General features: G+C 43.2%; 26 protein-coding genes. 23 read left to right on the top strand and 3 right to left on the bottom strand.

Features of this window, described 5'->3' with window-relative positions; all coding sequences use genetic code 11:
- Positions 1 to 69: 69 nt before the first annotated feature.
- From KNL20_RS06965 to KNL20_RS07000, 8 genes are all read left to right on the top strand, one after another.
- On the top strand, positions 70 to 2,274 hold the full coding sequence (locus KNL20_RS06965; protein WP_230399872.1) for a U32 family peptidase: 2,205 nt from the start codon (positions 70 to 72) through the stop codon (positions 2,272 to 2,274).
- An 8-nt stretch (positions 2,275 to 2,282) separates the two neighbouring features.
- Positions 2,283 to 3,725 carry an FtsW/RodA/SpoVE family cell cycle protein gene (locus KNL20_RS06970; RefSeq protein WP_230399873.1) on the top strand — a complete coding sequence of 481 codons (1,443 nt, stop codon included), beginning with the start codon at positions 2,283 to 2,285 and terminating at the stop codon, positions 3,723 to 3,725.
- A gap of 61 nt (positions 3,726 to 3,786) precedes the next feature.
- Positions 3,787 to 5,118, top strand: coding sequence for a peptidoglycan D,D-transpeptidase FtsI family protein (locus tag KNL20_RS06975; RefSeq protein WP_230400061.1), 1,332 nt, complete (start codon positions 3,787 to 3,789; stop codon positions 5,116 to 5,118).
- A gap of 80 nt (positions 5,119 to 5,198) precedes the next feature.
- Entirely contained in the window at positions 5,199 to 5,651 is a 453-nt protein-coding gene (locus KNL20_RS06980; protein ID WP_230399874.1) for an NUDIX hydrolase, read from the top strand.
- A gap of 70 nt (positions 5,652 to 5,721) precedes the next feature.
- A complete protein-coding gene (locus tag KNL20_RS06985; RefSeq protein WP_230399875.1) occupies positions 5,722 to 6,036 on the top strand; it encodes a hypothetical protein in 315 nt (104 codons plus the stop codon).
- Between the two features lie 12 nt (positions 6,037 to 6,048).
- Entirely contained in the window at positions 6,049 to 6,960 is a 912-nt protein-coding gene (locus KNL20_RS06990; RefSeq protein WP_230399876.1) for a DUF2953 domain-containing protein, read from the top strand.
- A 4-nt stretch (positions 6,961 to 6,964) separates the two neighbouring features.
- Positions 6,965 to 7,372 (top strand): GerW family sporulation protein, encoded by a 408-nt coding sequence (locus KNL20_RS06995; RefSeq protein ID WP_230399877.1) that lies wholly within the window; start codon positions 6,965 to 6,967, stop codon positions 7,370 to 7,372.
- A 3-nt stretch (positions 7,373 to 7,375) separates the two neighbouring features.
- Positions 7,376 to 7,513, top strand: a complete 138-nt coding sequence (locus tag KNL20_RS07000; protein ID WP_230399878.1) for a hypothetical protein — start codon at positions 7,376 to 7,378, stop codon at positions 7,511 to 7,513.
- Positions 7,514 to 7,687: 174 nt separating this feature from the next.
- On the opposite strand, the gene rpmB is transcribed toward KNL20_RS07000, so the two are convergent.
- Positions 7,688 to 7,873 carry a 50S ribosomal protein L28 gene (gene rpmB, locus KNL20_RS07005; RefSeq protein WP_230399879.1) on the bottom strand — a complete coding sequence of 62 codons (186 nt, stop codon included), beginning with the start codon at positions 7,871 to 7,873 and terminating at the stop codon, positions 7,688 to 7,690.
- A 194-nt stretch (positions 7,874 to 8,067) separates the two neighbouring features.
- On the opposite strand from rpmB, the gene KNL20_RS07010 reads away from it, so the two are divergent.
- The 3 genes from KNL20_RS07010 to recG are packed head-to-tail and all read left to right on the top strand — an operon-like array spanning position 8,068 to position 12,210.
- Positions 8,068 to 8,424 carry an Asp23/Gls24 family envelope stress response protein gene (locus KNL20_RS07010; protein ID WP_230399880.1) on the top strand — a complete coding sequence of 119 codons (357 nt, stop codon included), beginning with the start codon at positions 8,068 to 8,070 and terminating at the stop codon, positions 8,422 to 8,424.
- 19 nt (positions 8,425 to 8,443) lie between these two features.
- Positions 8,444 to 10,114 carry a DAK2 domain-containing protein gene (locus KNL20_RS07015; protein ID WP_230399881.1) on the top strand — a complete coding sequence of 557 codons (1,671 nt, stop codon included), beginning with the start codon at positions 8,444 to 8,446 and terminating at the stop codon, positions 10,112 to 10,114.
- Between the two features lie 35 nt (positions 10,115 to 10,149).
- Entirely contained in the window at positions 10,150 to 12,210 is a 2,061-nt protein-coding gene (gene recG / locus KNL20_RS07020; RefSeq protein WP_230399882.1) for an ATP-dependent DNA helicase RecG, read from the top strand.
- Positions 12,211 to 12,369: 159 nt separating this feature from the next.
- Here recG and KNL20_RS07025 read toward each other — a convergent pair whose 3' ends face one another.
- Positions 12,370 to 12,591 (bottom strand): alpha/beta-type small acid-soluble spore protein, encoded by a 222-nt coding sequence (locus KNL20_RS07025; protein ID WP_230399883.1) that lies wholly within the window; start codon positions 12,589 to 12,591, stop codon positions 12,370 to 12,372.
- Between the two features lie 319 nt (positions 12,592 to 12,910).
- Here KNL20_RS07025 and KNL20_RS07030 point away from each other — a divergent pair, with 319 nt between their 5' ends.
- The 4 genes from KNL20_RS07030 to KNL20_RS07045 are packed head-to-tail and all read left to right on the top strand — an operon-like array spanning position 12,911 to position 15,028.
- Positions 12,911 to 13,312, top strand: coding sequence for a methylglyoxal synthase (locus KNL20_RS07030; RefSeq protein WP_230399884.1), 402 nt, complete (start codon positions 12,911 to 12,913; stop codon positions 13,310 to 13,312).
- 6 nt (positions 13,313 to 13,318) lie between these two features.
- Positions 13,319 to 13,870, top strand: a complete 552-nt coding sequence (gene rsmD / locus KNL20_RS07035; protein ID WP_230399885.1) for a 16S rRNA (guanine(966)-N(2))-methyltransferase RsmD — start codon at positions 13,319 to 13,321, stop codon at positions 13,868 to 13,870.
- An 11-nt stretch (positions 13,871 to 13,881) separates the two neighbouring features.
- Positions 13,882 to 14,373, top strand: a complete 492-nt coding sequence (coaD, locus tag KNL20_RS07040) for a pantetheine-phosphate adenylyltransferase (RefSeq protein ID WP_230399886.1) — start codon at positions 13,882 to 13,884, stop codon at positions 14,371 to 14,373.
- A 22-nt stretch (positions 14,374 to 14,395) separates the two neighbouring features.
- Positions 14,396 to 15,028: an ATPase gene (locus KNL20_RS07045; protein WP_230399887.1), complete on the top strand. Its 633-nt coding sequence runs from the start codon at positions 14,396 to 14,398 to the stop codon at positions 15,026 to 15,028.
- Here KNL20_RS07045 and KNL20_RS07050 read toward each other — a convergent pair.
- On the bottom strand, positions 15,008 to 15,823 hold the full coding sequence (locus KNL20_RS07050; RefSeq protein ID WP_230399888.1) for a hypothetical protein: 816 nt from the start codon (positions 15,821 to 15,823) through the stop codon (positions 15,008 to 15,010). The two genes, KNL20_RS07045 and KNL20_RS07050, sit on opposite strands and share 21 nt — an antisense overlap.
- 247 nt (positions 15,824 to 16,070) lie before the next feature.
- On the opposite strand from KNL20_RS07050, the gene KNL20_RS07055 reads away from it, so the two are divergent.
- The 8 genes from KNL20_RS07055 to KNL20_RS07090 are packed head-to-tail and all read left to right on the top strand — an operon-like array spanning position 16,071 to position 24,507.
- Positions 16,071 to 17,525 (top strand): aminoacyl-histidine dipeptidase, encoded by a 1,455-nt coding sequence (locus KNL20_RS07055; RefSeq protein WP_230399889.1) that lies wholly within the window; start codon positions 16,071 to 16,073, stop codon positions 17,523 to 17,525.
- A gap of 25 nt (positions 17,526 to 17,550) precedes the next feature.
- Complete coding sequence (locus KNL20_RS07060) at positions 17,551 to 18,363, top strand: GTP pyrophosphokinase (protein WP_230399890.1); 813 nt, start codon at positions 17,551 to 17,553, stop codon at positions 18,361 to 18,363.
- Positions 18,364 to 18,377: 14 nt separating this feature from the next.
- On the top strand, positions 18,378 to 19,745 hold the full coding sequence (locus tag KNL20_RS07065) for an RsmF rRNA methyltransferase first C-terminal domain-containing protein (protein WP_230399891.1): 1,368 nt from the start codon (positions 18,378 to 18,380) through the stop codon (positions 19,743 to 19,745).
- 11 nt (positions 19,746 to 19,756) lie between these two features.
- The gene (locus KNL20_RS07070) at positions 19,757 to 20,470 is read left to right on the top strand and encodes a pseudouridine synthase (RefSeq protein WP_331468349.1); all 714 of its coding nucleotides are present in this window, start codon (positions 19,757 to 19,759) and stop codon (positions 20,468 to 20,470) included.
- An 11-nt stretch (positions 20,471 to 20,481) separates the two neighbouring features.
- On the top strand, positions 20,482 to 22,386 hold the full coding sequence (locus KNL20_RS07075; protein ID WP_230399892.1) for a YgiQ family radical SAM protein: 1,905 nt from the start codon (positions 20,482 to 20,484) through the stop codon (positions 22,384 to 22,386).
- Entirely contained in the window at positions 22,383 to 23,390 is a 1,008-nt protein-coding gene (locus KNL20_RS07080; RefSeq protein ID WP_230399893.1) for an RluA family pseudouridine synthase, read from the top strand. The genes KNL20_RS07075 and KNL20_RS07080 overlap by 4 nt, the downstream gene beginning before the upstream one ends.
- Positions 23,387 to 23,950 carry a signal peptidase I gene (gene lepB, locus KNL20_RS07085; protein WP_230399894.1) on the top strand — a complete coding sequence of 188 codons (564 nt, stop codon included), beginning with the start codon at positions 23,387 to 23,389 and terminating at the stop codon, positions 23,948 to 23,950. The genes KNL20_RS07080 and lepB overlap by 4 nt, the downstream gene beginning before the upstream one ends.
- A gap of 23 nt (positions 23,951 to 23,973) precedes the next feature.
- Entirely contained in the window at positions 23,974 to 24,507 is a 534-nt protein-coding gene (locus tag KNL20_RS07090; protein WP_230399895.1) for a Holliday junction resolvase RecU, read from the top strand.
- The last annotated feature ends 48 nt before the right edge of the window (positions 24,508 to 24,555 follow it).

A 24,555-nucleotide genomic window follows, 5' to 3' on the forward strand; every position in this document is an offset into this window, starting at 1 on the left:
GATTGCGCGAGCTATTCCCCTTCTTTAGTCATGCAGTCTATGATGTCTGCAATATGGGAGAAAAAGAAGATGAAACCAGAATTATTGGCGCCGGCAGGGTCTTATGAAGCTTTACAGGCAGCATTAACAGCAGGAGCAGATGCTGTTTACATCGGTGGTTCCAGATTCGGCGCAAGGGCTTATGCTGAAAACCTGGATGAAACCAGTCTGTGCCGTGCCATCGATGAGGTACATGTATATGGAAAAAAGATTTACCTGACCGTCAATACGCTGCTGAAAGAAAAAGAACTTGAGTTGGAATTATATAAATATTTGAAGCCCTATTACGAGGCCGGACTGGATGCGGTAATTGTACAGGATTATGGTGTTCTGCGCCGGATTAGAAAGTGGTTTCCGGATCTTCATATTCACTGCAGTACACAGATGACTATAACAGGGCCTTATGGGGCGAAGTTTCTGGAAGAGCAGGGAGTGACAAGGATTGTTACTGCCCGGGAATTATCGCTTCAGGAAATCAGCAGTATCCGTCAATCTACAAATCTGGAGATTGAAACCTTTATACATGGAGCGCTTTGCTACAGTTATTCCGGACAATGTCTGTTAAGCAGCCTTATAGGGGGCAGAAGCGGTAACAGAGGACGCTGTGCCCAGCCCTGCAGATTACCCTATCAGGTCAGAGATAAGGCCGGAATTTTAAACGGAACACAGGATGCATACCTGTTAAGCCCTAAAGATATGTGTACACTGGAACTGCTGCCTTCGATTTTGGAGGCTGGAGCTATTTCCCTGAAAGTAGAAGGCCGTATGAAAAAACCGGCTTATACCGCTGGTGTAATAGGCATCTATAGAAAATATCTGGATCTCTGGCTGGAAACTCCCGGGAATTATCATGTGGAACGTAGGGATTTGGAGGAGTTGGCCGCCATCTACAATCGCGATGGGTTTAATAAAGGTTACTATCAAGTGCGTAATGGAAGAAGCATGATGGCTTTGAAGAATAAAAAAAATGAAGGTTTGAAGCAGACGGCCAGAGAAAGCCGGAGCAGGGAACAGGTATATGAACGCATCAATGAACAGTACAGGAACCTTAAACTGCAAAGAAAAATTAAGGCTTCCTTTACGATTTATTCAGATACGCCTGCTATACTGACCCTATATGATGGTGATAATGTGGTTACGGTGGAAAAAGAGGGAGTTCAGACAGCGCAAAATCAGCCGCTTACTGTGGAACGTATAGAAAGACAGCTGAAAAAGACAGGAGATATGCATTTCTGTTTCGAACATCTGGATATCTTTGCCGGTGAAAATGTGTTTGTACCCATGCAGTTTCTGAATGAGATTCGAAGAGAAGGTCTGCATCTGCTTGAACAGGAGATTTTAAAAGGTTACCGGAGACTATGCCGGAATCCTGAGGGCGAAAAAGATATTGTAAAACCACAGCAGAGGAAGCAGGAAGTAAGACTTACGGCTTCTGTGGAAAATAGGGAGCAGTTAGGTGCACTTCTTCGGACGGAGGGAATCTCCACGCTCTATCTTGGACATGGAATGTTTGAGCCGGAGAACTTCAGGCAGCAGGTATCAGAAGTTATCAACCATCTGAAGTCTTTGGATAAGAAGGTGTATCTGGCTCTTCCTCACGTAGTCCGGGAAGGGGAGTTATCCTATATGGAACCTTATCTGGAATTGCTGATTAAAGAAGGGCTGAGCGGTTATCTGATACGGAATTTGGAATCATTTGCGATGCTGAAACAGCACGAGCTAAAGAACTATGCTATTTTGGACTACAATTTATATACGATGAATGAGGCCTCCCGCCTATTCTGGAAAGAGCAGGGTGCAGCCGCTGATACTGCCCCTCTTGAATTGAATGATAAAGAGCTAAAAGAACGATGGAACGGGCAAAGCGAGATGATTGTCTATGGATATCTGCCGATGATGGTTTCTGCACAGTGCATGAAAAAAAATATGTCCGGCTGTACCAGAAAGAATGAAATTCTGAAGATGAAGGACCGATACAAGAAAGAATTTACCGTACAATGCTGCTGCAATCCATGTTATAATATAATCTATAACAGCGTACCTCTGGTTCTGCTAAAGGAAGCAAGAGAAGTGAAAAGCCTGGGCATGGCATCTTTACGTCTGTCATTCACAACAGAGGATTATCAAACAACACAGGAAATATCCCGATTATATCTGGACAGGTTTTTAAACGATTCTGATTTTAACTATGAAGGTTCCTATACCAAAGGACACTTTAAACGAGGGATAGAATAGAGGATAGTATGGTTAATGTTATTGTAGAAATATCAAAATACTTATTAGTTATTCTGATGATAGCTTTTACGCTGGATTCTTTTTTGGTTCTGAAAAAGAAAAAGGAGTCTGCGAGGAAAAGTATCATGAGAAGGCAGATCATCATTATACTGACCTTTGATTTTCTGGCATTTTTTGTAATGTTCCTTAAATCAGAGGATGTGCAGATGATCGTTATGTATGGATGTGTTCTGCTGTATATTCTCCTTGTTCAGATGCTGTACCGTGTGATATATAAAAAAGCATCCTTAAATCTTCTTAATAATATGTGCATGCTTTTATCTATTGGTTTTATCATCTTAAGCCGGCTGAAGATTGAGAATGCAATTAAGCAGTTTCAGATTGTGGCAATCTCAACGGCATTGTCATTTTTAATACCTGTTTTTATACGAAAGGTAAAGATGGTAAGAGACCTGACCTGGCTCTATGCGGTTCTTGGCCTTCTTTTACTCGGTGGTGTACTGGTTCTTGCTGTGGCCAGCCGGGGATCCAAATTGTCAATCACCATAGGCGGTGTGACATTTCAGTTCTCCGAGTTCGTAAAAATCACCTTTGTTTTCTTTATGGCGGGGATGCTGCAGGAGGATATCTCCCTGAAGCAGGTTATTAAAACCTCCGTTGTTGCTGCCTTACATGTGGGAATCCTGGTGCTTTCAAAGGATCTGGGCACTGCACTGGTTTTCTTTGTAGCCTATCTGGTTATCGTCTATGTGGGAACACAGAAGGCAAGATATGCCTTTGCCGGATTTGGAGGTTTAAGTATCGCGTCAGTGGCAGCGTATTTTCTGTTCGGACATGTACGTCAGAGAGTCAAAATCTGGAGGGATCCCTTTGAGGATTATGCAAACAGCGGATATCAGATTGTCCAGTCGCTGTTCGGCATATGCGCAGGAGGATGGTTTGGAACCGGACTTTTCAAAGGGGCGCCGCATACGATTCCGATTGCAACGAAGGATTTTACTTTTGCGGCAATCTGTGAGGAGTTTGGAGTTATTTTTGGTATCTGCCTTATTTTATTATGTATGAGTACTTTTCTTCTGATTGTAAATATATCCATGAAGATGAGTAAATCCTTTTACCGGCTGATTGCAATTGGACTTGGTGCGGAATATGCGATTCAGGTATTCCTTACCATCGGCGGAACCACGAAATTCATACCGATGACCGGCATCACACTTCCCCTGATAAGCTATGGCGGGAGTTCAGTGATGTGTACCATTATCATGCTGGCAATCATACAGGGATTATATATCTTAAGAGAGGATGAAAATGAAGGAGAAGAACTTGAAAAACGGTCGAAAAAAAGAAGGAACCAAAAGCCCCCAAAAGACAGGCACCAAAATAAAACAAAGCAGACAGACGACCTCGAAAAAAGGATTGCAGAGCAAACAGAAAAAAGCCTTCATTGGTAGGCAGTACCTGATTGTTTCCTATTTTTTTGTGGCCATATTCCTCTCCCTGATTGGCTATCTGGTGTATTTTAATGTATATCTGAGGGAGGACTATCAGACAAGCCCATACAACAAAAGGGTGAAGACCTACCAGGAACATGTGGTGCGGGGGAATATTATCTCCTCTGACGGGGCTGTATTGGCCAGAACTAACGTGGACGGAGAAGGAAATGAATCCAGAGTTTATCCTTTTGACCGGGTGTTTGCACATGTAGTCGGTTATAATACGAATGGGAAAAGTGGTTTGGAGGCCTCGGAAGGGATCTCTCTTCTGACTTCTCATGCGAGTCCGCTGGAGCAGGTGGAAAATGAATTCAAAAATCAGAAAAATATCGGTGACACATTGGTTACAACCCTGAATTCCAATCTGCAGCAGGTGGCATATGATGCACTCGGAGATTATAAGGGTGCCGTCATTGTCATGGATACCTCCACCGGTAACGTCCTTGTGGATGTAAGCAAACCTGACTTCAATCCCAACCGGGTATCTGAAGACTGGGAAAACCTAAGTACAGATGAAGACAACAGTCCGCTTTTAAACCGGGCGCTTCAGGGACTTTATCCTCCTGGTTCTACTTTTAAGATTATAACTGCACTGGCATACCTGGAGCAGAACGGAAGTTTTGACGGATTTACTTTTGACTGTAAGGGTGAGCTGACATATGATGACTATACAGTACATTGCGCGGGAAATGCGGTTCACGGTCAGGAGACGTTTGCAGATGCATTTGCAAATTCCTGTAACTGTGCTTTTGCTGAGATAGGCTTAGGCCTGGATAAAAATAAATTTGATAATCTGGCAAAACGCCTTTCTTTTGGAGATAAATTCGGATTACAGCTTCCGTCCAGCAAGAGCGGATTCAGTATGGATAATACTACCCCAAGACCACTGACGATGCAAACTTCTATCGGTCAGGGTAATACCACCATGACACCGGTCCATCTTGCGATGATTGCCGGAGCGGTGGCAAATGACGGTGTTGCTATGACACCAAACTTTGTAAAGCGGATAGAAAATCATACGGGGACAGAGGTAAGAGCAAACACTCCAAAACAGTTTAAGACTCTCATGCCTTCTTCTGAGGCGGCACAGTTGAAAGAATTGATGAAGGGAGTCGTTCAAAACGGAACGGGAGGGAAATTAAATGATCTGGGAATCTCCATTGCCGGAAAGACCGGTTCCGCAGAACATGGCGACATGACACAGGAAACCCACTCCTGGTTTGTTGGATTTTCCGATACAGGGAAAGATGATATTGTTGTATGTGTAATCGCTGAAAGTGCCGGTTCCGGAAGTTCGGTTGCCGTACCGATTGCGAAAAGAATTTTTGGAACTTATTTTGGATTGTCATAGACCCGATATAAATTTAGTTGCACCCAAAATGAAAAAGAGGTATACTGTTAACAGTTAAAACTACGCTTGGAGGAATTGCAATGATTGAAGCAACAAGCTGCGGCGGCGTAGTAATATATCGGGGCAAAATTCTGTTGTTATACAAAAGTTACAGGAATAAGTATGATGGCTGGGTACTGCCGAAGGGTACCGTAGAGGCTGGAGAAGAATATAAAGAGACAGCAATACGTGAAGTACTTGAAGAAACCGGTGTCCATGCATCCATAATAAAATATGTCGGGAAGAGTCAGTACAGTTTTAATGTACCGGAGGATACTGTTGCAAAGGATGTGCATTGGTATCTTATGATGGCAAACAGCTATTACAGTAAGCCTCAAAGGGAAGAATATTTTCTGGATTCGGGGTATTATAAGTATCACGAAGCCTATCACCTGCTGAAATTTTCTAATGAACGACAGATTCTGGAGATGGCCTACAATGAATATCTGGATTTAAAAAAAGCAAATCTGTGGGGCAGCCGAAAATATTACTAAAGCATATAAAAAAAGAGCTGTTGTAGTGATTGCGACGGCTCTGTTTTTTTCTTAAAGGTGGTATGAATAGATGATCAGGTGGTATAAAAATCTATACGTTGGGGATAATGCAAAAAAGAGAGAACATAAAATCAGGCATCACGTAGAAAAAGGCAAACTGCTTCCCGGAATTTATCTCATAACCTATGCACAGAATGAAAAGAATCAACTGGAGATTTTTCCGGCAGATATGTTGAAGCAAAAGGTTCTGTTTGCCCAATGTCCGGAAATCATAGGAATTGCTTCAGGATATGAAGAGGCACTGGGAATCGTTATGGAGCTGGCTGATAAGTCCTATCGTCAGGAAGGCTGTACAAGTATCAGGCAATACCTGAACAGGGAATAATTTGGAGGGGGTATGTTACATATCTTGTTAATTGTATTAAAAATAATCGGAATTATTCTTTTGATACTGTTGGGATTGGTATTCTTTGCATTGCTGACGCTTCTGTTTGTACCCTTCCGGTATAAAATCAAAGGGTGCAAAGAAAAAAAAGACTTAATTGGTGAGATAAACCTATCGTGGCTTTTCCATCTTGTTTTTTTTACAATGGAATACAAAGAAAATTTTACGTATGAATGCTATATCTGCGGGATACCTGTATTTCGGACGAAACGTTGGATGAGCCGAAACAGAAGGAAAACGAAGCAGACAAAGCAAGTAAAGAAAAAGAGGCAGACAGATCAATCGAAGACGGGCGAACAGCTGCACACAGACAGGATTGAATATAAGGAGACCGAAAACCGTACAGGCTCCGAAAGTATGAAAGAAACAGTAATAAAAATAGATGAAAAGAAGCCCCGGAATAAAAAGAAAGAAAATGTATTCAGAAAGTTCACAAATAAAATAAAGGTATTATTTAGCCGGATTTCTAAAATCTGGTACACATTACGTAAAAGTTATGGTAAACTAAAAGAGTGGAAGGCGATTCTGTATTCAGAGGATTTCAAATGGATAAAAAGAGTCGGCGTGACAAGAATAAAAGCAGTTCTCGGTCATGTAAAGCCTAAGAGTATCAGAGGAGATATAGAATTTGGATTTGAAGACCCTGCTGATACAGGGGAACTGTTGGGTGTTCTTGGAATCCTGTATCCTGTTTTACCAAAAAAACTTAACCTCATCCCCAATTTTACGGAAGCAGTGCTGGAAGGGTGGCTGGAGGCCAGAGGCAGAGTCTATGGAGTATTTCTTCTGAAAGAACTGATTCAGATCCTGCTTGATGGGAAGACTATACCTATACTGAGAAAATACATGCGCAAGGAGGCATAAGCATATGGCAGAGAATCACAATAACTTTCAAAGCACAGTAGAAGCCCTGTTCAAGGGAATGGATAATTTTATCACAACCAAAACAGTGGTCGGTGATACGATTCATATCGGCGACAATATCATTCTGCCGCTGGTGGATGTCTCCTTCGGCGTAGGAGCCGGAGCATTCTCCGATAATGCAAAAAATAACGGCGGCGGCGGTATGGGAGGTAAGATATCTCCGAGTGCCATTCTTGTTATAAATAAGGACGGAACAAAACTGGTTAATATCAAAAATCAGGATGCTGTTACCAAGATTCTGGATATGGCTCCTGATATTATCAATCGATTTAAGAATAAAGATAAGGATGATACGTATACTTCAGAAGAGGTAGAGCATATACTAAAACAAGGAAAAGAAGAACAGGAGTAATTCTTGAAGCGTGTCATCGGCTTTATGATGTTCTGGATGGGGATCGGGATGCTGATTTGTGTGCTGGTACGAAGCGAATTGTTTATCGTTATATTAGCCGCCTTGTTACTCCTGATCGGATATAACCTGTTCAGCTGTTGAGAGAATATTAAAAAGGTGTTGCTTTGAATAATTGTCGGGACTTATCGCTTATGATAAGTCCCCTTTTCTTACCAAAGTATGCAAGGAAAGCTGCCAGTGGCAGCTTTTCTGTATAAGCGCGATCTATTCAGACAAAAAAGAGCCCTCACTTAAGTGAAGACCCATAATTGATGCTTACGCACGCTCTACTTTTCCGGATTTCAGACAAGAAGTACAAACGTACATTTTCTGAGGAACACCGTTAACTTTTACTTTCACAGATTTAACGTTCGATTTCCACATCTTGTTTGACCTTCTATGTGAATGACTTACATTATTACCGAAATGAGCACCTTTTTCACAAACAGCACATTTAGCCATGCTTCGCACCTCCTTGCTCTTTCAAATTCGTCCGATATGCCAGACTCACAACACAAGTTATTCTAACAGAATTTATATTTTTTTGCAAGTATTAAAATACATTTTAACAGGTTTTTTGAATTCGTTATTTCATTTTTAGATAAAATCGGTTATACTTATAACAAATCTATTAGGAATTGGAGGTATCATAAGACATGAAAGGTCGTATGAATACAGGATTTGGAGAAGTTGTAATTAATCCGGATGTCATAGCCACTTATGCGGGAAGTGTCGCGGTTGAGTGTTTTGGCATCGTTGGTATGGCGGCTGTAAACATGAAAGATGGGTTGGTTAAACTTTTAAAAAAAGACAGTTTAAAACACGGAATTAACGTTTCCATAGAAGACAACAGAATTTCTCTGGAATTTCATGTGATTGTTGCATATGGGGTCAGCATATCAGCTGTAACGGATAATCTGATAAGTAATGTTAGATATAAAGTCGAAGAATTCACCGGTATGGAGATAGAGCATATTCGCATTCTGGTAGAAGGCGTCCGCGTCATTGACTGATTTAAGGAGGAAACTTGTAGTGTCTACAAATAAGATTAATGCTGAACTACTCGCAAAGATGTTTTTGGCAGGGGCGAAAAATCTTGAGGTAAAAAAAGAGTGGATCAATGAACTAAACGTATTTCCTGTACCGGATGGTGATACAGGTACCAATATGACGATGACAATTATGTCCGCGGTCAAAGAAGTAAACAGTCTTGAGCATATGAATATGTATGATTTGGCTAAGGCGATTTCGTCCGGCTCTCTGCGTGGCGCAAGAGGGAATTCAGGCGTCATACTGTCACAGCTTCTGCGTGGGTTCACAAAAGGTGTCAGAGATCATGAAGAGGCGGATATTTTCATACTGGCAGCGGCTCTGGAAAAGGCTGTTGATACAGCCTATAAAGCTGTAATCAAACCAAAAGAAGGTACGATTCTTACAGTGGCAAAAGGCGCGGCTGAAAAAGCACGGGAGCTGGCGGATGAGGCAGATGGAACCGAAAATCTCCAGGCATTTCTGGAAGATGTGATTTCCCATGCGGAATACGTACTTTCCCAGACACCGGAGATGCTTCCGGTGTTAAAAGAAGCCGGAGTTGTGGACTCGGGCGGGCAGGGACTTGTTGCCATACTGCGCGGTGCCTATGATTTATACATGGGCAAAGAGGTTGACCTGACATTTGAAGCTCCGAAGGGCAGCGGTATCATAAGGGTTTCCAAAGAGATAGAAAAAGAAATCAAGTTTGGTTACTGTACTGAATTTATTATTGTTCTGAACACCCCGATGCCTGAAAAAGAGGAGAGGTCTTTTAAAGAGTTTTTGAACTCCATAGGTGATTCTATTGTAATGGTCGCAGATGATGAGCTCGTAAAGGTTCATGTACATACCAATGAACCTGGTGTGGCAATTACAAAAGCCCTGACCTACGGCTCTTTGTCCAGAATGAAGATTGACAACATGCGTGAAGAGCATCAGGAGCGTCTCTTTAAGAACGCAGAAAAGCTGGCTCAGATACAGAAGGCGGAAGCCGCCGCGAAAGAGCTGGCCAAAGAGGTTGGTTTTATCTCAGTTTCAATCGGCGAGGGATTTGGAGAGATATTCCGCGGACTTGGTGTGGATTACCTGATTGAAGGCGGACAGACGATGAATCCGAGTACAGAGGATATGCTCAGCGCAATAGAACACGTGAATGCCAGAAATATCTTTATATATCCGAATAATAAGAATATCATTCTGGCTGCAAATCAGGCGAAGGAACTCTGCAAGGATAAGAATATTATTGTAATTCCCACAAAGACAGTGCCGCAGGGGATTACGGCGATCATCAACTATGCTGCGGACAAGTCTGTTGAGGAGAATAAAAAAGAGATGGAATCTGCTGTTCAATCTGTAAAAACCGGGCAGATTACCTATGCAGTACGCGATACGCATATCGATGATAAGGAGATCCATCAGGGTGATATTATGGGACTTGGTGACCATGGTCTGCTCTCCGTGGGGAATGATGTAATATCCGTTACCAAAGATTGCATCAACCAGATGATGGAGAATGAGGCGGAATTAATCAGCATCTATTATGGTGAGGATTTTTCTAAAGAAGATGCGGATATTGTTGCACAGTGGGCGGCAGAGACCTGGCCGGATTGTGACGTGGAGGTAAATGCGGGCGGTCAGCCGATTTACTATTGCATCATATCCGTGGAGTAAGTATAAGATCTGAATCTGAAAGGCTGAGTATTTATATGAAGACAGAAGGTTCTATTCGCAGTCTGAAAGGAATCGGAGAGAAAACTGAGAGATTATTTGCAAAAGTTGGTGTGGCCAGTCTGCAGCAACTTTTGCATTATTATCCGCGGGACTACGATTCCTATGGAAATCCGGTTTCGCTTAAGGATTTGAAGACAAAACAGAAGCAGGCGGTGCGGGCGACTCTGACAAAGGTGCCGGAGCGCAGAGGATTTCGGAATAAGATATTGATTACAGTTGTACTGATTGACGGCAGCAGCAGATTGCAGCTGACTTGGTTTAACATGCCCTTTCTCCGCAATACTCTGAAAAAAGGTGAAACTTATGTATTCCGCGGACTGGTACAGGAGAAAAAAGGAAGAATCGTGATGGAGCAGCCGGAAATCTTCTCTGATACTGCTTATGAAGGCGTCGGAGGACAACTAATGCCGGTATATGCTCTTACAGCAGGGCTTACAAACAAAATGGTTACAAAGGCTGTTCGTCAGTTGCTGGAGGATAAGATACTGGAACAGGAATACCTTCCGGACGATATCAGAAAAAGCTTTCATCTGCCGGAGATAAATTTCTCCATTGACCAGATACATTTTCCGGAAAGCAGGGAAAATCTGATTGCAGCCAGAAGAAGACTGGTATTTGATGAATTCCTTTTTTTCCTTCTGGCTATTTCCCGAATGAAGGAGTCAAAAGAGAGCCGTCTGACCGAATGGAAGATGAAAGCCGTCTGGAAGACGGAGGAAGTGATAGAAGCACTTCCTTATACCTTAACGAAGGCTCAGACACGCGTATGGAATGAAATTGAATCCGATTTAAAAGGACATATCAGGATGTCGAGGCTGGTTCAGGGAGATGTAGGGAGCGGAAAGACCATTCTGGCTTTTCTGGCTATGATTATGACGGCTGAGAATGGATGCCAGAGTGCACTTATGGTTCCTACCGAAGTTTTGGCCAGACAACATTATGAAGCGATGAAAGATTTACTGGAACGAAATGCACTGACAGAATATGAGCCGGTACTTCTGACCGGTTCCGGAACAGCCAAAGAAAAGCGTGAGATTTACAATCTGATTACATCGGGTACATCCAGAATGATTATTGGAACGCATGCGCTGATCCAGGAGAAGGTGGAGTTTCAAAATCTGGCTTTGGTTATTACGGACGAGCAGCACCGGTTTGGAGTGAAGCAGAGGGAAGTCCTCTCAAAAAAAGGGCTTTCCCCTCATGTACTGGTCATGAGTGCAACACCTATACCCCGAACGTTGGCAATTATGTTATATGGAGACCTGGACATTTCTATGGTGGATGAACTTCCGGCAGAACGTCTTCCTATAAAAAACTGCGTAGTGGACACCGGATATCGTAAAACTGCGTATCGGTTTATGAAGGGACAGATTGCATCGGGCCGCCAGGTATATATTATTTGTCCGATGGTTGAGGCCAGCGAGGAACTGGATGCTGAAAATGTTACGGATTATACCAGGCAGATGAAAAAGGAATTCGGCGATGAAGTTTGTGTTGAGATGCTGCATGGCCAGATGAAGCCGAAAGAAAAAAATGAAATCATGGAGCGGTTCGCTTCGGGCGAGATACAGCTTCTGGTATCCACTACGGTAGTGGAGGTGGGTGTTAATGTACCAAACGCAACAGTAATGCTGGTAGAGAATGCAGAGCGATTCGGACTTGCACAGCTTCACCAGCTCAGAGGACGTGTTGGCAGAGGAGAACATCAATCCTACTGTATCTTCATGCACGGAGACAGCAGCCAGGAAACCGGAAAGAGACTGGAGGTTCTGAACAAATCCAATGATGGCTTTTATATAGCAGAAGAAGATCTTAAGCTTCGCGGGCCAGGGGATTTATTCGGAATCCGGCAGAGTGGACTCATGGATTTTCGGCTTGCGGACATTTATCAGGATGCTGGAATTCTGCAGGAGGCAAACCGGGCCGTGCAAGAGATCCTGGAGGAGGATGAACAGCTGGAGAAGCCAAACAATAGTCAGCTGAAAAAAACTCTGGAAAAATATCTAATAGAAGAGATGGATGAGATTTCTATCTGAAATGCAAGTCATACTTGAAATAAATTCAAAAATCATGTATGATAGTCAAGGAATTCGCAGCTTCTTTTGCATAAAAAAGAGGGCTGCCGCAATTTTCATTGCGCAGCCTTCTTTTCACATCAGTTCTGTAAATCCAGATCTATGCTTTTGTGATGGTTTTTAGTACTGTCCGGTGGATCCGCCACTCATCTGGCGTTCCTGAGCCTCGATCATTTTCTTAACCATATAACCACCTACAGAACCATTCTGCTTGGAGGTTAAGTTACCGTTATAACCGTCTGAAAGCGGTACACCAATTTCGTTAGCGACCTCATATTTAAAACGATTTAAAGCTCCTTTTGCTTCTGGTACTGCGCTCGTATTAGATGAACGATTAGCCATAGTCCATATGCCTCCTTTGTTTTGTTTTTTTCTCTGTTTTGGTTTTGTAACATTTGTTTGTTACGCTGATAGTATATGATGAATCGGGGATAATAAACTGGTACTTTTTTCAAAAACAGGAATTAAATTCAAATAGATGGGAAAATTATAAATAGCGCATAAATTTATAAAAATAATTGCCAACAATTTAGTTATTTGTTATAATGATACCAAAGCCAAAGTAAATGAAATAAGAACTTATAACGGAACTGTAACGATAGAAAGGAGGAAGGCGGTTCTGCCATAATTAAAATTATGGGTATATCCGCCGTCTGAACAAATGAATATAGGAATTATTGCACACAATAGTAAAAAGACGCTGATAGAAGATTTTTGTATTGCGTATAAGGGAATTTTAATGAAGCATGAGATTTATGCAACCGGTACAACCGGCCGAAGAATTGAAGAGGTTACCAACCTTCATGTCCATAAATTTTTGGCAGGAAGTATCGGCGGTGATAAGCAGTTTATGGAGATGATTGAACGCGGGGATATGGATATGGTGATCTTTTTCTATAATCCGATTATGATCAACCCCAAAGAACCGGATGTATATACAATCATACGATGCTGTGATCAATATACCATACCGGTTGCGACGAATATAGCAACTGCGGAATCACTGATTCTGGGGCTTTCAAGAGGGGATCTGGACTGGAGAGAACAGCTCCATGGCAGGTAACGGCTCATGAGAGTGATAGCAGGAAGCTGTAAAAGTCTTCCTTTGCAAACGATAGAAGGACTGGACACAAGACCCACAACGGATCGTATCAAAGAAACATTGTTTAATATGATTCAATCCGGACTGGAAGGAAGTGTCTTTCTGGATTTGTTCGCCGGCAGCGGAGGGATTGGTATCGAGGCTTTGAGCAGGGGAGCAAAAGAAGCCTGCTTTGTTGAGCAAAATCCTAAGGCTGCTGCGTGTATCAGAGAAAACTTAAGATTCACAAAGCTGGAACAACGGGGAAAGGTGCTGCAGACGGATGTTCGTCTGGCAGCTGGAAACTTTCACGATGGTCCTGTATTTGATTATATCTTTATGGATCCGCCTTATGACAGAGGGCTGGAAAAGGAAGTTCTTGCGCTGCTTTCCGGCAGCGAATGTATAGATCGGGATACAACAATCATCGTAGAGGCATCCCTGAAAACCGACTTTTCATATCTGGAAGGTTTTGGATTTGCAATTAAAAAAGAAAAAAAGTACAAGACGAATAAACATGTTTTTTTATATCGACGATAGAGGGGTACACTATGAAAAGAGCCGTATATCCAGGCAGTTTTGACCCGATGACCTTCGGGCATCTGGATGTGATCTTGCGTGCAGCACAATTATTTGACGAGGTAGTCATCGGCGTTTTGAATAATTCTTCAAAAACGCCGTTGTTTTCTGTAGAAGAACGTGTTAATATACTAAAGGAAGCGACGAAGGACAATCCGCGCATAAAGGTGGAGTCTTTCAGTGGCTTATCCGTTGATTTTGCGAAAGCCTGTAATGCGAATGTAATCGTCAGAGGGCTTAGAGCAATCACTGATTTTGAATTTGAACTCCAGATGGCTCAGACGAACAGGGAGCTGGAACCTGGGGTGGATACTACATTTTTGATTACTTCACTTCAGTATGCATACTTAAGCTCCACTACGGTAAAAGAGGTGGCTGGATTTGGAGGCGATATCTCCAAGTTTGTACCGGATTTTGTGGCAAAAGAGATTTACAAAAAGTTGAGTGAAAGAGAATGTTTATAAACGCAAGATAAGGAGAGTAACTATGAGCAGCAGAATCGAGCAGATTATTGAAGAAATCGAAGAATATGTGGAGAGCTGTCGTTATCAGCCTCTGTCCACTACAAAGATTGTTGTCAACAAGGAAGAGCTGGAGGAACTGTTAAGAGAGCTTCGCCTGAAGACTCCTGATGAAATCAAGAGATACCAGAAAATTATCAGCAATAAAGATGCTATTCTGGCAGATGCACAGACAAAGGCAGACAGTATGATTTCTGAAGCGCAGGCAAAGGTTCAGGAGATGGTAACACAGAGCGAGATTATGCAGATTGCTTATGCACAGGCGAACGAGACAGTGAACGATGCCAATATGCAGGCACAGCAGATTATTGACTCGGCAACACAGGATGCCAACAACATCCGTTTGAGTGCGATTTCTTATACGGATGATATGCTGGCAAACCTGTCGCAGATTATGAGTACGACATTATCGGATACAGGTGAAAAGTATAATGCTTTCATTGGTTCTCTTCAAAGCTGTTATGATGTGGTGAATAAAAACCGAAGTGAACTGGCACCGCAGACTGCTCAGGTTTCCGGCGCTGCATCTTCAGAAGAAGAGGATGCGGACGATTATGAATCAGATGCAGACTTTAACTTAGATGATGATGATGAATAAGAATGTAAGTATGGATGTAACAGCGGCGTTAAGGAGCTTACCCTGCAGATAAGTATGTATGGATAAACCGGATTCCTGAATGACGCAGTTTGTCTGTGCCAGTGTGGAGATCCCACCAAAGGAAGTACAGCAAAGAATCAGAAGAAATTGTATATTCCGGGTAAGCAGGCTGTTATGGATACAATTTATTCCGGTGGTGATTTCGGTTATGCCGGCTATGAGTGCCTGTAAAGTGGGAAAAGGCATCAAAACCTTTCGGAGCAGTGTGCCATATATCGAAAAAAGTATAATATAACCGCCCAGGCGGGTTATGGTTTCGAAACCATTCATAATAGAAGTGTCAAGGATAGCTCCGGTGGAACCTGTCATTGACACTTCTTTTTTTCTTATCCTGTCAGAAGAGAGATGAAAACGCCTAAAGTATACACGTAAGATACCCGTGGACAAAAGAGCGGATCCATAGAGGATAGACAGAACCGGCTTCAGCAGATGCTCATCTCCAAGTGTTGAAAGAACAACATAATTTATGATAAACATGGGACTGGCATGATTGGATACCATCAGAAGATATTCAGCCTCATCCCGATCAATCCGCCCGCTTAAGTAGAAGTCAGCGGTTAATTTGGCCCCCATGGGAAAACCGCAAAGCAGTCCAAGAACCCAGGCATATGCACCGTATGGGGAAGTACCCAGAAGAATCCGGCATGCCCCCTGAATATGCAAAAGCATGTGTTCCATCAGATTTGTCTGCATCAGTAAATTAGAAAGGATAATAAAAGGTAAAAGTGAAGGCATAACCGTGTTCCACCAAAGGTTTATCCCTTCACAGGAGGCCTGAAAACTTATCTTAGGAAAGAGGAATAAAAATAAAAGAAGCGGAATAAATAATAGATAGAGCGCTTTTTTTCGCATAGCAAACCTCATATGTTTCTTACTTATCCATATTTTATGCCCTGTATCTGCAACTATGCGTCTTGCAATTTCAGAATAGATGTGTCAAAATAGATTCATGTAAAAAATGAATTTTATAGGAGGCAAGATTATGTCGATATTAGCAGGGATAAAGCCTGAGCGTGTGTTCTATTATTTTGAAAAAATCTGTCAGATACCTCATGGCTCCGGAAATACAAAACAGATTAGTGATTATCTTGTGGACTTTTCAAAGGCGCATAACCTTTCTTATATACAGGATGGAAGTAATAATGTGATCATACGTAAGGCTGCATCTTCCGGTTATGAAGATGCAGGGGGTGTTATATTGCAGGGACATTGCGATATGGTATGTGAAAAAAAGGCAGGATCGGCGCATGATTTTGAGAAAGATCCGCTTCAGCTGGAAGTGGACGGTGACTTTATATCTGCAAAAGATACCACGCTTGGTGGAGATGATGGAATTGCGGTGGCTTATATGCTTGCAATTCTGGAAGATGACACACTGGTGCATCCGGCTTTGGAATGTGTGATTACAACAGATGAAGAAATCGGACTTTTGGGTGCAAATGCTCTTGATGCATCTGTGCTTAAGGGGAGGAGACTGATAAACCTGGATTCCGAAGAAGAGGGCAGTATATGGGTATCCTGTGCAGGCGGTATGACCGCGAATTGTACGATACCGGTTACCAGATCGAAAGTAGAGGGAATCTGTCTGGAAGTAATGATAGATGGACTCTCAGGCGGGCATTCGGGAGCGGAAATTGACAAAAACCGGGCAAATTCAAATTTATTAATGGGCAGATTTCTCTATGGCCTGGGCCAGTGTGTTCCCTATGCGCTTAAAAGTGCAGAGGGCGGACAAAAGGATAATGCAATTCCGAGATTGTCCAAAGCCCTTGTCGTAGTGGAAGAAGAGGACATGGAAGCAGTGATATCTCATGCTTCGCAATTAGAACTGAAGTTGAAAAAAGAATTTAAAAATACGGATGACGGTATCAGGTTAACCGTGAACAAAAAGGACACAGGAGAATTTTACGTATTATCACCGGTCAGCAGAGAAAAACTGACATTTTTCCTGATGAATGTGGCCAATGGCATTCAAAAGATGAGCGGCTCGATTGCCGGTCTGGTGGAGACTTCCTGCAATCTGGGAATTTTCAGTATGCCATCCGATGAAGAATCGATGTTTGCTTCACTCAGTGTCAGAAGTTCCGTAGGCAGTGCAAAGAAAGCTTTGGGTGACAGAATTTGTTATCTCACAGAGTTCCTGGGTGGGGATTATAGCGTAAAAGGGGACTATCCGGCCTGGGAATATAGGGAGAATTCTCCACTGCGTGATCGGATGGTAAAAGTCTACGAAGAGATGTATCGAAAAGAACCGGAGGTAGTGGCGATCCATGCCGGACTCGAATGTGGTCTGTTTTACGACAGGCTGGATCAGCTGGACTGTGTTTCCATAGGCCCTGATATGAAAGATATCCATACATCTGAAGAGAAACTGTCGATTTCATCGACGGCAAGTGTTTATAAGTATCTGCTGAAAGTTTTGGCAGAACTGAAATAAGCCGAATTAAAGGAGTAGCTTGGGGATGGATATACAATTATGGCATGAAATACTGGAGCCTTATGAACTGGCAGTACAGGAACTTGTTGTGAAGTTCAGGTATCTGATCAAGGAACACCACGAAAAGGGAATGTATTCACCAATAGAGAATGTTACGGGCCGCGTCAAGACTGTTGCCAGCATCCTGGAAAAGATGCAGAGAAAGAATATCTCTGTAGAAAATCTGGAGGAGCAGGTAGAGGATATCGCCGGAATCCGTCTGATCTGTCAGTTTGTAGAGGATATAGAGAAGGTTACGGAACTTATAAAAAAGCGTTCCGACATTGAAATCAAAGGAGAAAAAGACTATATCAGACATATGAAAGACAGCGGTTATCGCAGCTTTCACCTGATTGTCTACTATAAGGTCGAGACGCTCCACGGCCCGAAAAAACTACAGGTGGAAATTCAGATTCGTACGATGGCCATGGATTTCTGGGCTACAATCGAGCATTCCCTGCAGTATAAATATAAATCCAATATTCCTCAGCACATCAAAGAACGCCTGAGTAATGCAGCCGATGCCATCATATCTCTGGATAATGAAATGTCCACGGTGAGAAGTGAAATTATGGATGCCCAGATTTCCTCTCAGATTCAGATGAAATTGGTGACAGATATTTTGAACAACATTGAAAACCTATACAAATTATCGAATAAACGGGAAGTTGCCAAGATTCAGGATGAATTTTATCGAATCTATGCAATGAATGATTTACAACAGCTGAAACGTTTTCATACGCAGCTGGATATTATAGCCGAAGGCTATCGGGCACAGGCCGTCACAACAGACTTTTGACAGGAGAAGAACAGATGGAAAAACTACCAGCTGAATATCTGAACGCTATGAAGGAGCAGCTAGGAGAAGAATATACAGGTTTTATCCAGAGCTTTACGAAGCCCGTCCAGAGTGCACTGCGGGTTAATTCTGTAAAAGTTTCAGGTGATAGCTATGGCAGGATAAGCCCTTTTAAGCTTAAGCCCGTGCCCTGGATCAGCAATGGTTATTATTATGAGGATGCCTGTGCTCCGGCTAAGCATCCTCATTACTATGCAGGTCTTTACTACATGCAGGAACCCAGTGCCATGACGCCTGCCAGCAGACTTCCGGTGAAACCGGGTGATAAGGTTCTTGATTTATGTGCGGCACCGGGAGGCAAAGCCACGGAGCTTGGGGCCAGGTTAAAGGGCAAAGGCTTTCTTTTAGCCAATGATATCAGCAATTCAAGAGCAAAATCATTGCTTAAAAATCTGGAATTATCGGGAATCCCTAACATATTTGTAACCAGCGAGACACCCGGGAAATTGTGCGCCTGTTATCAGAATTATTTTGATAAGATTTTATTGGACGCCCCCTGCTCCGGTGAAGGGATGTTCCGGAAGGATCGTAAGATGGCCGAGCATTGGATAGGGCATGGCCCCTCCTATTATGCCCCGATACAACATGCTCTTATCCGGCAGGCAGTTCAGATGCTGAAACCGGGAGGTTTGCTGCTTTATTCCACCTGCACATTTTCAATTATGGAAAATGAGCAGATTGTGGCGGGGCTGCTGAATGAGCATCCGGAGATGGAGCTTGTGGAAATATCCCCATATTATGAGGGCTTTACACAAGGGATTGTATCAGAAGGCAGGACAGAGATGAAAAGATGCGTCCGTATCTATCCACATTGCATGGAAGGAGAAGGACATTTCCTTTCGCTTCTCAGAAAGAATGGAAAACCTGTAACAGAGGAAGTGAACAAACCGGTGAGCTGTATGCTCCCCAAAGCGGCGAAAGAGTTTTTAGAACATTGCAGCGTAAATTTTTCGGAAGGATATTTTCATCTGCAGGATGAGCGGTTGTATTATTTGAATTCTGATATGTTTCTGCAAAAAAAACTTCGCTATCTGAGAACTGGTCTGCTGCTGGGAACTTTCGTCAGAAACCGATTTGAGCCCAGCCAGGCATTTGCCTTGGCACTTCGTGCTAATCAGTTTGATTCTGATATTCTCCTCAGCAGCGAGGATGAGCGTACCATTCGCTATCTAAAGGGAGAAACCCTTGCGGTGGAGGATTTGCCATCCACCCATAAGAAAGGCTGGCAGTTGATTTGTGTGGATGGATTTCCGCTGGGCTGGGGAAAGCGGACAGGCAATCAGTTAAAAAATAAATATTATGCCGGCTGGCGCTGGCAATAGAGGGTTTGATATTGAAAGAGATACGTTTGGATAAATATCTTGCGGATATGGGCCTGGGAACGCGTAGTCAGGTGAAAAGTCTGATCCGAAAGGGGCATGTCAGGGTAGAGGAAAAAATTGTGAAATCACCGGAATATAAGGTCGGTTTAAGGGACGAAGTTACCGTAGGCGGAAACCGGGTTACCTATAAATCGTATGAGTATCTGATGCTGCATAAGCCCCGGGGCGTTGTATCTGCTACAGAAGATAAGAAGGAACGTACCGTACTGGATCTCATTGCTGAAACATCCAGAAAGGATCTTTTTCCGGTAGGGCGCCTGGACAAAGACACGGAGGGGCTGCTCCTGTTGACGAATGACGGTGCTCTTGCCCATGAACTCCTGTCCCCAAAAAAACATGTGGACAAGAAGTACTTTGCGAAGGTCCGGGGTATTCTGACAGAATCGGAGGTACAAATCTTTGCAAGGGGACTGGATATCGGTGATGATAAGCCGACTTTGCCTGCAAAGCTTAAGATTTTGAACGCTGATGCGGACATCAGCGAGATTGAAGTGACTATACAGGAAGGGCGTTTTCATCAGGTAAAACGGATGTTTGAGGCGGTTGGGTGCAGGGTCGTCTACCTGAAACGACTGTCCATGGGCTCATTGATACTGGATGAAAAACTGAGACCCGGTGAATACCGCAGTCTTACGGAAGAGGAAACAGCGGAATTAAGAAAGTGAAGGTTTGTGTGATGGGATTTTTACCAACAACAATGGAAGAGATGGAACAAGCAGGAATTGAACAGCTGGATTTTGTCTATGTGACGGGTGATGCCTATGTGGATCATTCTTCCTTTGGCACGGCCATCATAAGCCGCGTTCTGGAGGCCAATGGTTATCGGGTGGGAATTATCGCCCAGCCTGATTGGAGGAAGGAGGAAAGCATCCGTATATTTGGTGAACCACGGCTTGGTTTTCTGGTCTCTTCCGGTAATATGGATTCTATGGTGAATCACTATACGGTATCCAAAAAACACAGGAGCACAGATGCCTATTCCCCAGGAGGACGCATGGGGCTAAGGCCTGACAGGGCAGTAACCGTCTACAGCAACCTGATCCGTAGAAGTTATAAGCATACACCTGTTATTCTGGGGGGAATTGAGGCCAGTCTTCGAAGGCTTGCCCATTATGATTACTGGTCCGATTCGCTGAAACGTTCCCTCTTGCTGGATTCAGGAGCGAATATGATCTCTTACGGTATGGGAGAGCATTCGATTGTAGAGATAGCAGATGCTCTGAACAGTGGTTTAGATATCAAAGATATCACCTTTATACCTGGGACGGTCTATCGGACCCGGGAAATTGATTCCTTACAGGACTTTGTAATTCTTCCGAATTATGAATCCATGAGGGCGGACAAACTGGAGTATGCAAAAAGTTTTCGTATCCAGTATCAGAATACAGATTCAATTACTGCAAAGACTCTGGTGGAGGATTATGGAAATCAAGGCTATGTAGTACAGAATCCGCCTGCCAGACCTTTGACTACGCAAGAGATGGATGATATATATTCTCTTCCCTATATGCGCACATGGCATCCTGTATACAATAAAGATGGTGGGATTCCTGCCATATTGGAAGTCAGATTTTCACTCACCAGTAACAGAGGATGCTTTGGTGGATGCAGCTTCTGTGCACTTACTTTTCATCAGGGTCGGGTTGTACAGACCAGAAGTCATCCATCTCTGGTTCAGGAGGCTTATCAGATGGCAGAGGATCCTGCATTTAAGGGATATATTCACGATGTGGGAGGACCCACAGCAGACTTTCGGGAACCTTCCTGTAAAAAACAATTGGATAAAGGCGTTTGTTCCAACCGGCAATGCCTGTATCCCACTCCCTGCAAAAACTTAAAGGCGGATCACCGTGATTACATTAAATTGCTGCAGGAGTTACGTAAGATACCTAAAGTGAAAAAGGTGTTTATCCGATCCGGAATCCGTTTTGATTATGTCATGGCTGATTCGTCTGAGGATTTTTTAAAGGAACTGGTCCAGTATCACATTAGCGGACAGCTGAGGGTAGCACCGGAGCATGTTTCCAACCGTGTTTTAAGCCTGATGGGCAAACCCGGACATGAAGTGTACCAGTCCTTCTTAAAGAAATATAACCAGATGAATGTGAAAACAGGAAAAAAGCAGTATGCATTGCCTTATTTTATGTCCTCACACCCGGGATGCGGCCTTACGGAAGCGGTGGAGCTGGCAGAATATATCAGAGATATGGGATTCACACCGGAACAGGTGCAGGACTTCTACCCTACCCCATCTACGCTTTCCACCTGTATGTTTTATACTGGCGTCAATCCACTGACCATGGAAAAAGTTTATGTGCCGGCGAACCCGCATGAAAAAGCCATGCAGAGAGCTTTGATTCAATATAAAAATCCTGCAAATTATGAACTGGTGAAGGAAGCTCTTGTTAAGGCAGGGAGAGAAGATCTGATCGGTTTTGAACGCAGGTGTCTGATACGTCCCGGAAAGAAGGGACAGGCACAGGGTTTCCCGGACAAGAAATCATATAATCATAGAAATGTTGTCGTTAAAAAGAAAAAAGTGATAAGAAATGTGCATCGAAAGAAGACCGGAGGAATATGAGAGAGCTGAACATAACAAAGTCAGAGGAGCAGCAGCGCCTGGATAAGTATCTTCTCCGTTATCTGAAAAATACCGGTACCGGATTTGTCTATCGGATGATAAGGAAAAAAAATATAACATTAAACGGAAAAAAGCCCAGAGGAAATGAGTTATTAAAGGAAGGGGATGTCGTACGGCTGTATCTTGCAGAGGATACTATTTTAAGATTTCAAGGTGACGGCATGGATGAACAGTTTCCTGTTTCGGATTCTCTGCATATTCTTTATGAAGATGCGCATATTCTGGCGGTGAATAAACCCGCAGGTATGTTGTCCCAGAAGGCAGGTGTGAAGGATGTTTCCATCAACGAATATTTGCTGGGTTATCTGATACAATCCGGACAGATGACGCGTGAAGACTTTCTAAAGTATCGGCCGGGAATATGCAACCGGCTGGACCGCAATACCAGCGGATTGATTCTGGGAGCTAAAACATTGCAGGCAGCCAGAGTACTTTCAGATTTGATTCGGACCCATGAACTTGAGAAGTATTATCTGACGATTGTCCATGGAGAATTAAGGGAATCCGGTCATGTGACTGCATATCTGAAAAAAGAAGAGACTGATAATAAAGTCAGGGTTGAACCTGTCCCTTTTGAAGGTGGGGAGTTAATCGAAACCGCATATCAGCCCATAGGGTATAATGGAAGAGCAACACTTCTTATGGTACAGCTTATCACGGGGAGAACCCACCAGATCAGAAGCCATCTGGCCTGGCTTTCCCATCCTGTGATCGGAGATACCAAATATGGCAGGAAAGACATCAATGATTATTACAGAAAAACATATGGGTTAAAGCATCAGCTGCTGCACGCATACCAAATCGGTTTTCCAAAGCTTACAGGGGAACTGGGTAATTTATCAGGAATCCGGATTGAAGCACCACTTCCGGAGCTGTTTTCTTTAATTCTTACTGACACTGGGTTATCAACCGAACTAAACAAAGGAAAGGGGACACCGGAATGAAAAATCAAAAAAACACAAAAAAGGCAGAGGAAACTTCTTTAGGCCGTGAGATATGGGAATATGTGAAACTGATCGTAATCGTGGTAGTGGTTATGGTGGGGTTGCAGAGATTCGTAATCATTAATGCACAGATACCCTCAGAATCCATGGAGGATAATATCATGACCGGCGACCGGATTTTTGGCAACCGGCTGGCCTACATTAAATCGGATCCGAAGCGTTTTGACGTGGTAATCTTCAAATTTCCGGATGATGAAAAGCAGTATTTTATCAAGCGTGTCATAGGGCTTCCTGGTGAGACCGTAGATGTTATTGACGGAAAAGTTTATATCGATGGTTCTGATACACCACTGGATGACAGCTTCTGTAAAGAAGAGCCCCTGGGAGTGAAGGATGGACATTTTGAGGTTCCGGAAGGCGCGTACTTCATGCTGGGCGACAACAGGAACGTATCAAGGGATTCCCGCTGGTGGAATCATCCATATGTTATGAAAGAAAAAATTTTGGGCAAGGCAGTTTTCAGATATTGGCCGCTTACCAGGATTTCTCTGGTCAAATGATGTAGAGGTCAAAAGGAGTAATTATGGCTACATGGAATTCCAGGGGTCTCCGGGGTTCTACACTGGAGGACTTAATTAACCGGACTGCAGAGCAGTACAGAGAGAAAGGACTGGCACTGATTCAGAAAGTGCCCACTCCTATCACTCCAATTAATATTGATAAAGAAAGCAGGCATATCACCCTGGCTTATTTTGAAAAGAAAAGTACTGTGGATTATATAGGAGCCGTCCAGGGGATACCGGTTTGCTTTGATGCAAAGGAATGTGCCACAGACTCTTTCCCACTGTCTAATGTACACGACCATCAGGCAGATTTTATGGAAGATTTTGAAAAACAGGGCGGAATTGCTTTTTTCCTGCTTTATTATACGGCAAGAGATGTATACTATTATCTCAGATTATGTGATCTTCAGGTATTCCGGAAACGGGCCCGGGGCGGAGGCAGAAAAAGTTTTAAAATTGAGGAATTGAATCCCAGATACTTTTTAAAGACAAACAGTTTTTATTTTGTTCCGTTTCTGGATGGAATACAGATGGATCTGGAAGATAGGGATTGACAAATTAATTCAATATGATAATATGGTAGCAGACTAAAGCGAAACGAG

The sequence above is a fragment of the Novisyntrophococcus fermenticellae genome (assembly GCF_018866245.1).
Taxonomy (GTDB): Bacteria; Bacillota; Clostridia; order Lachnospirales; family Lachnospiraceae; genus Novisyntrophococcus; species Novisyntrophococcus fermenticellae.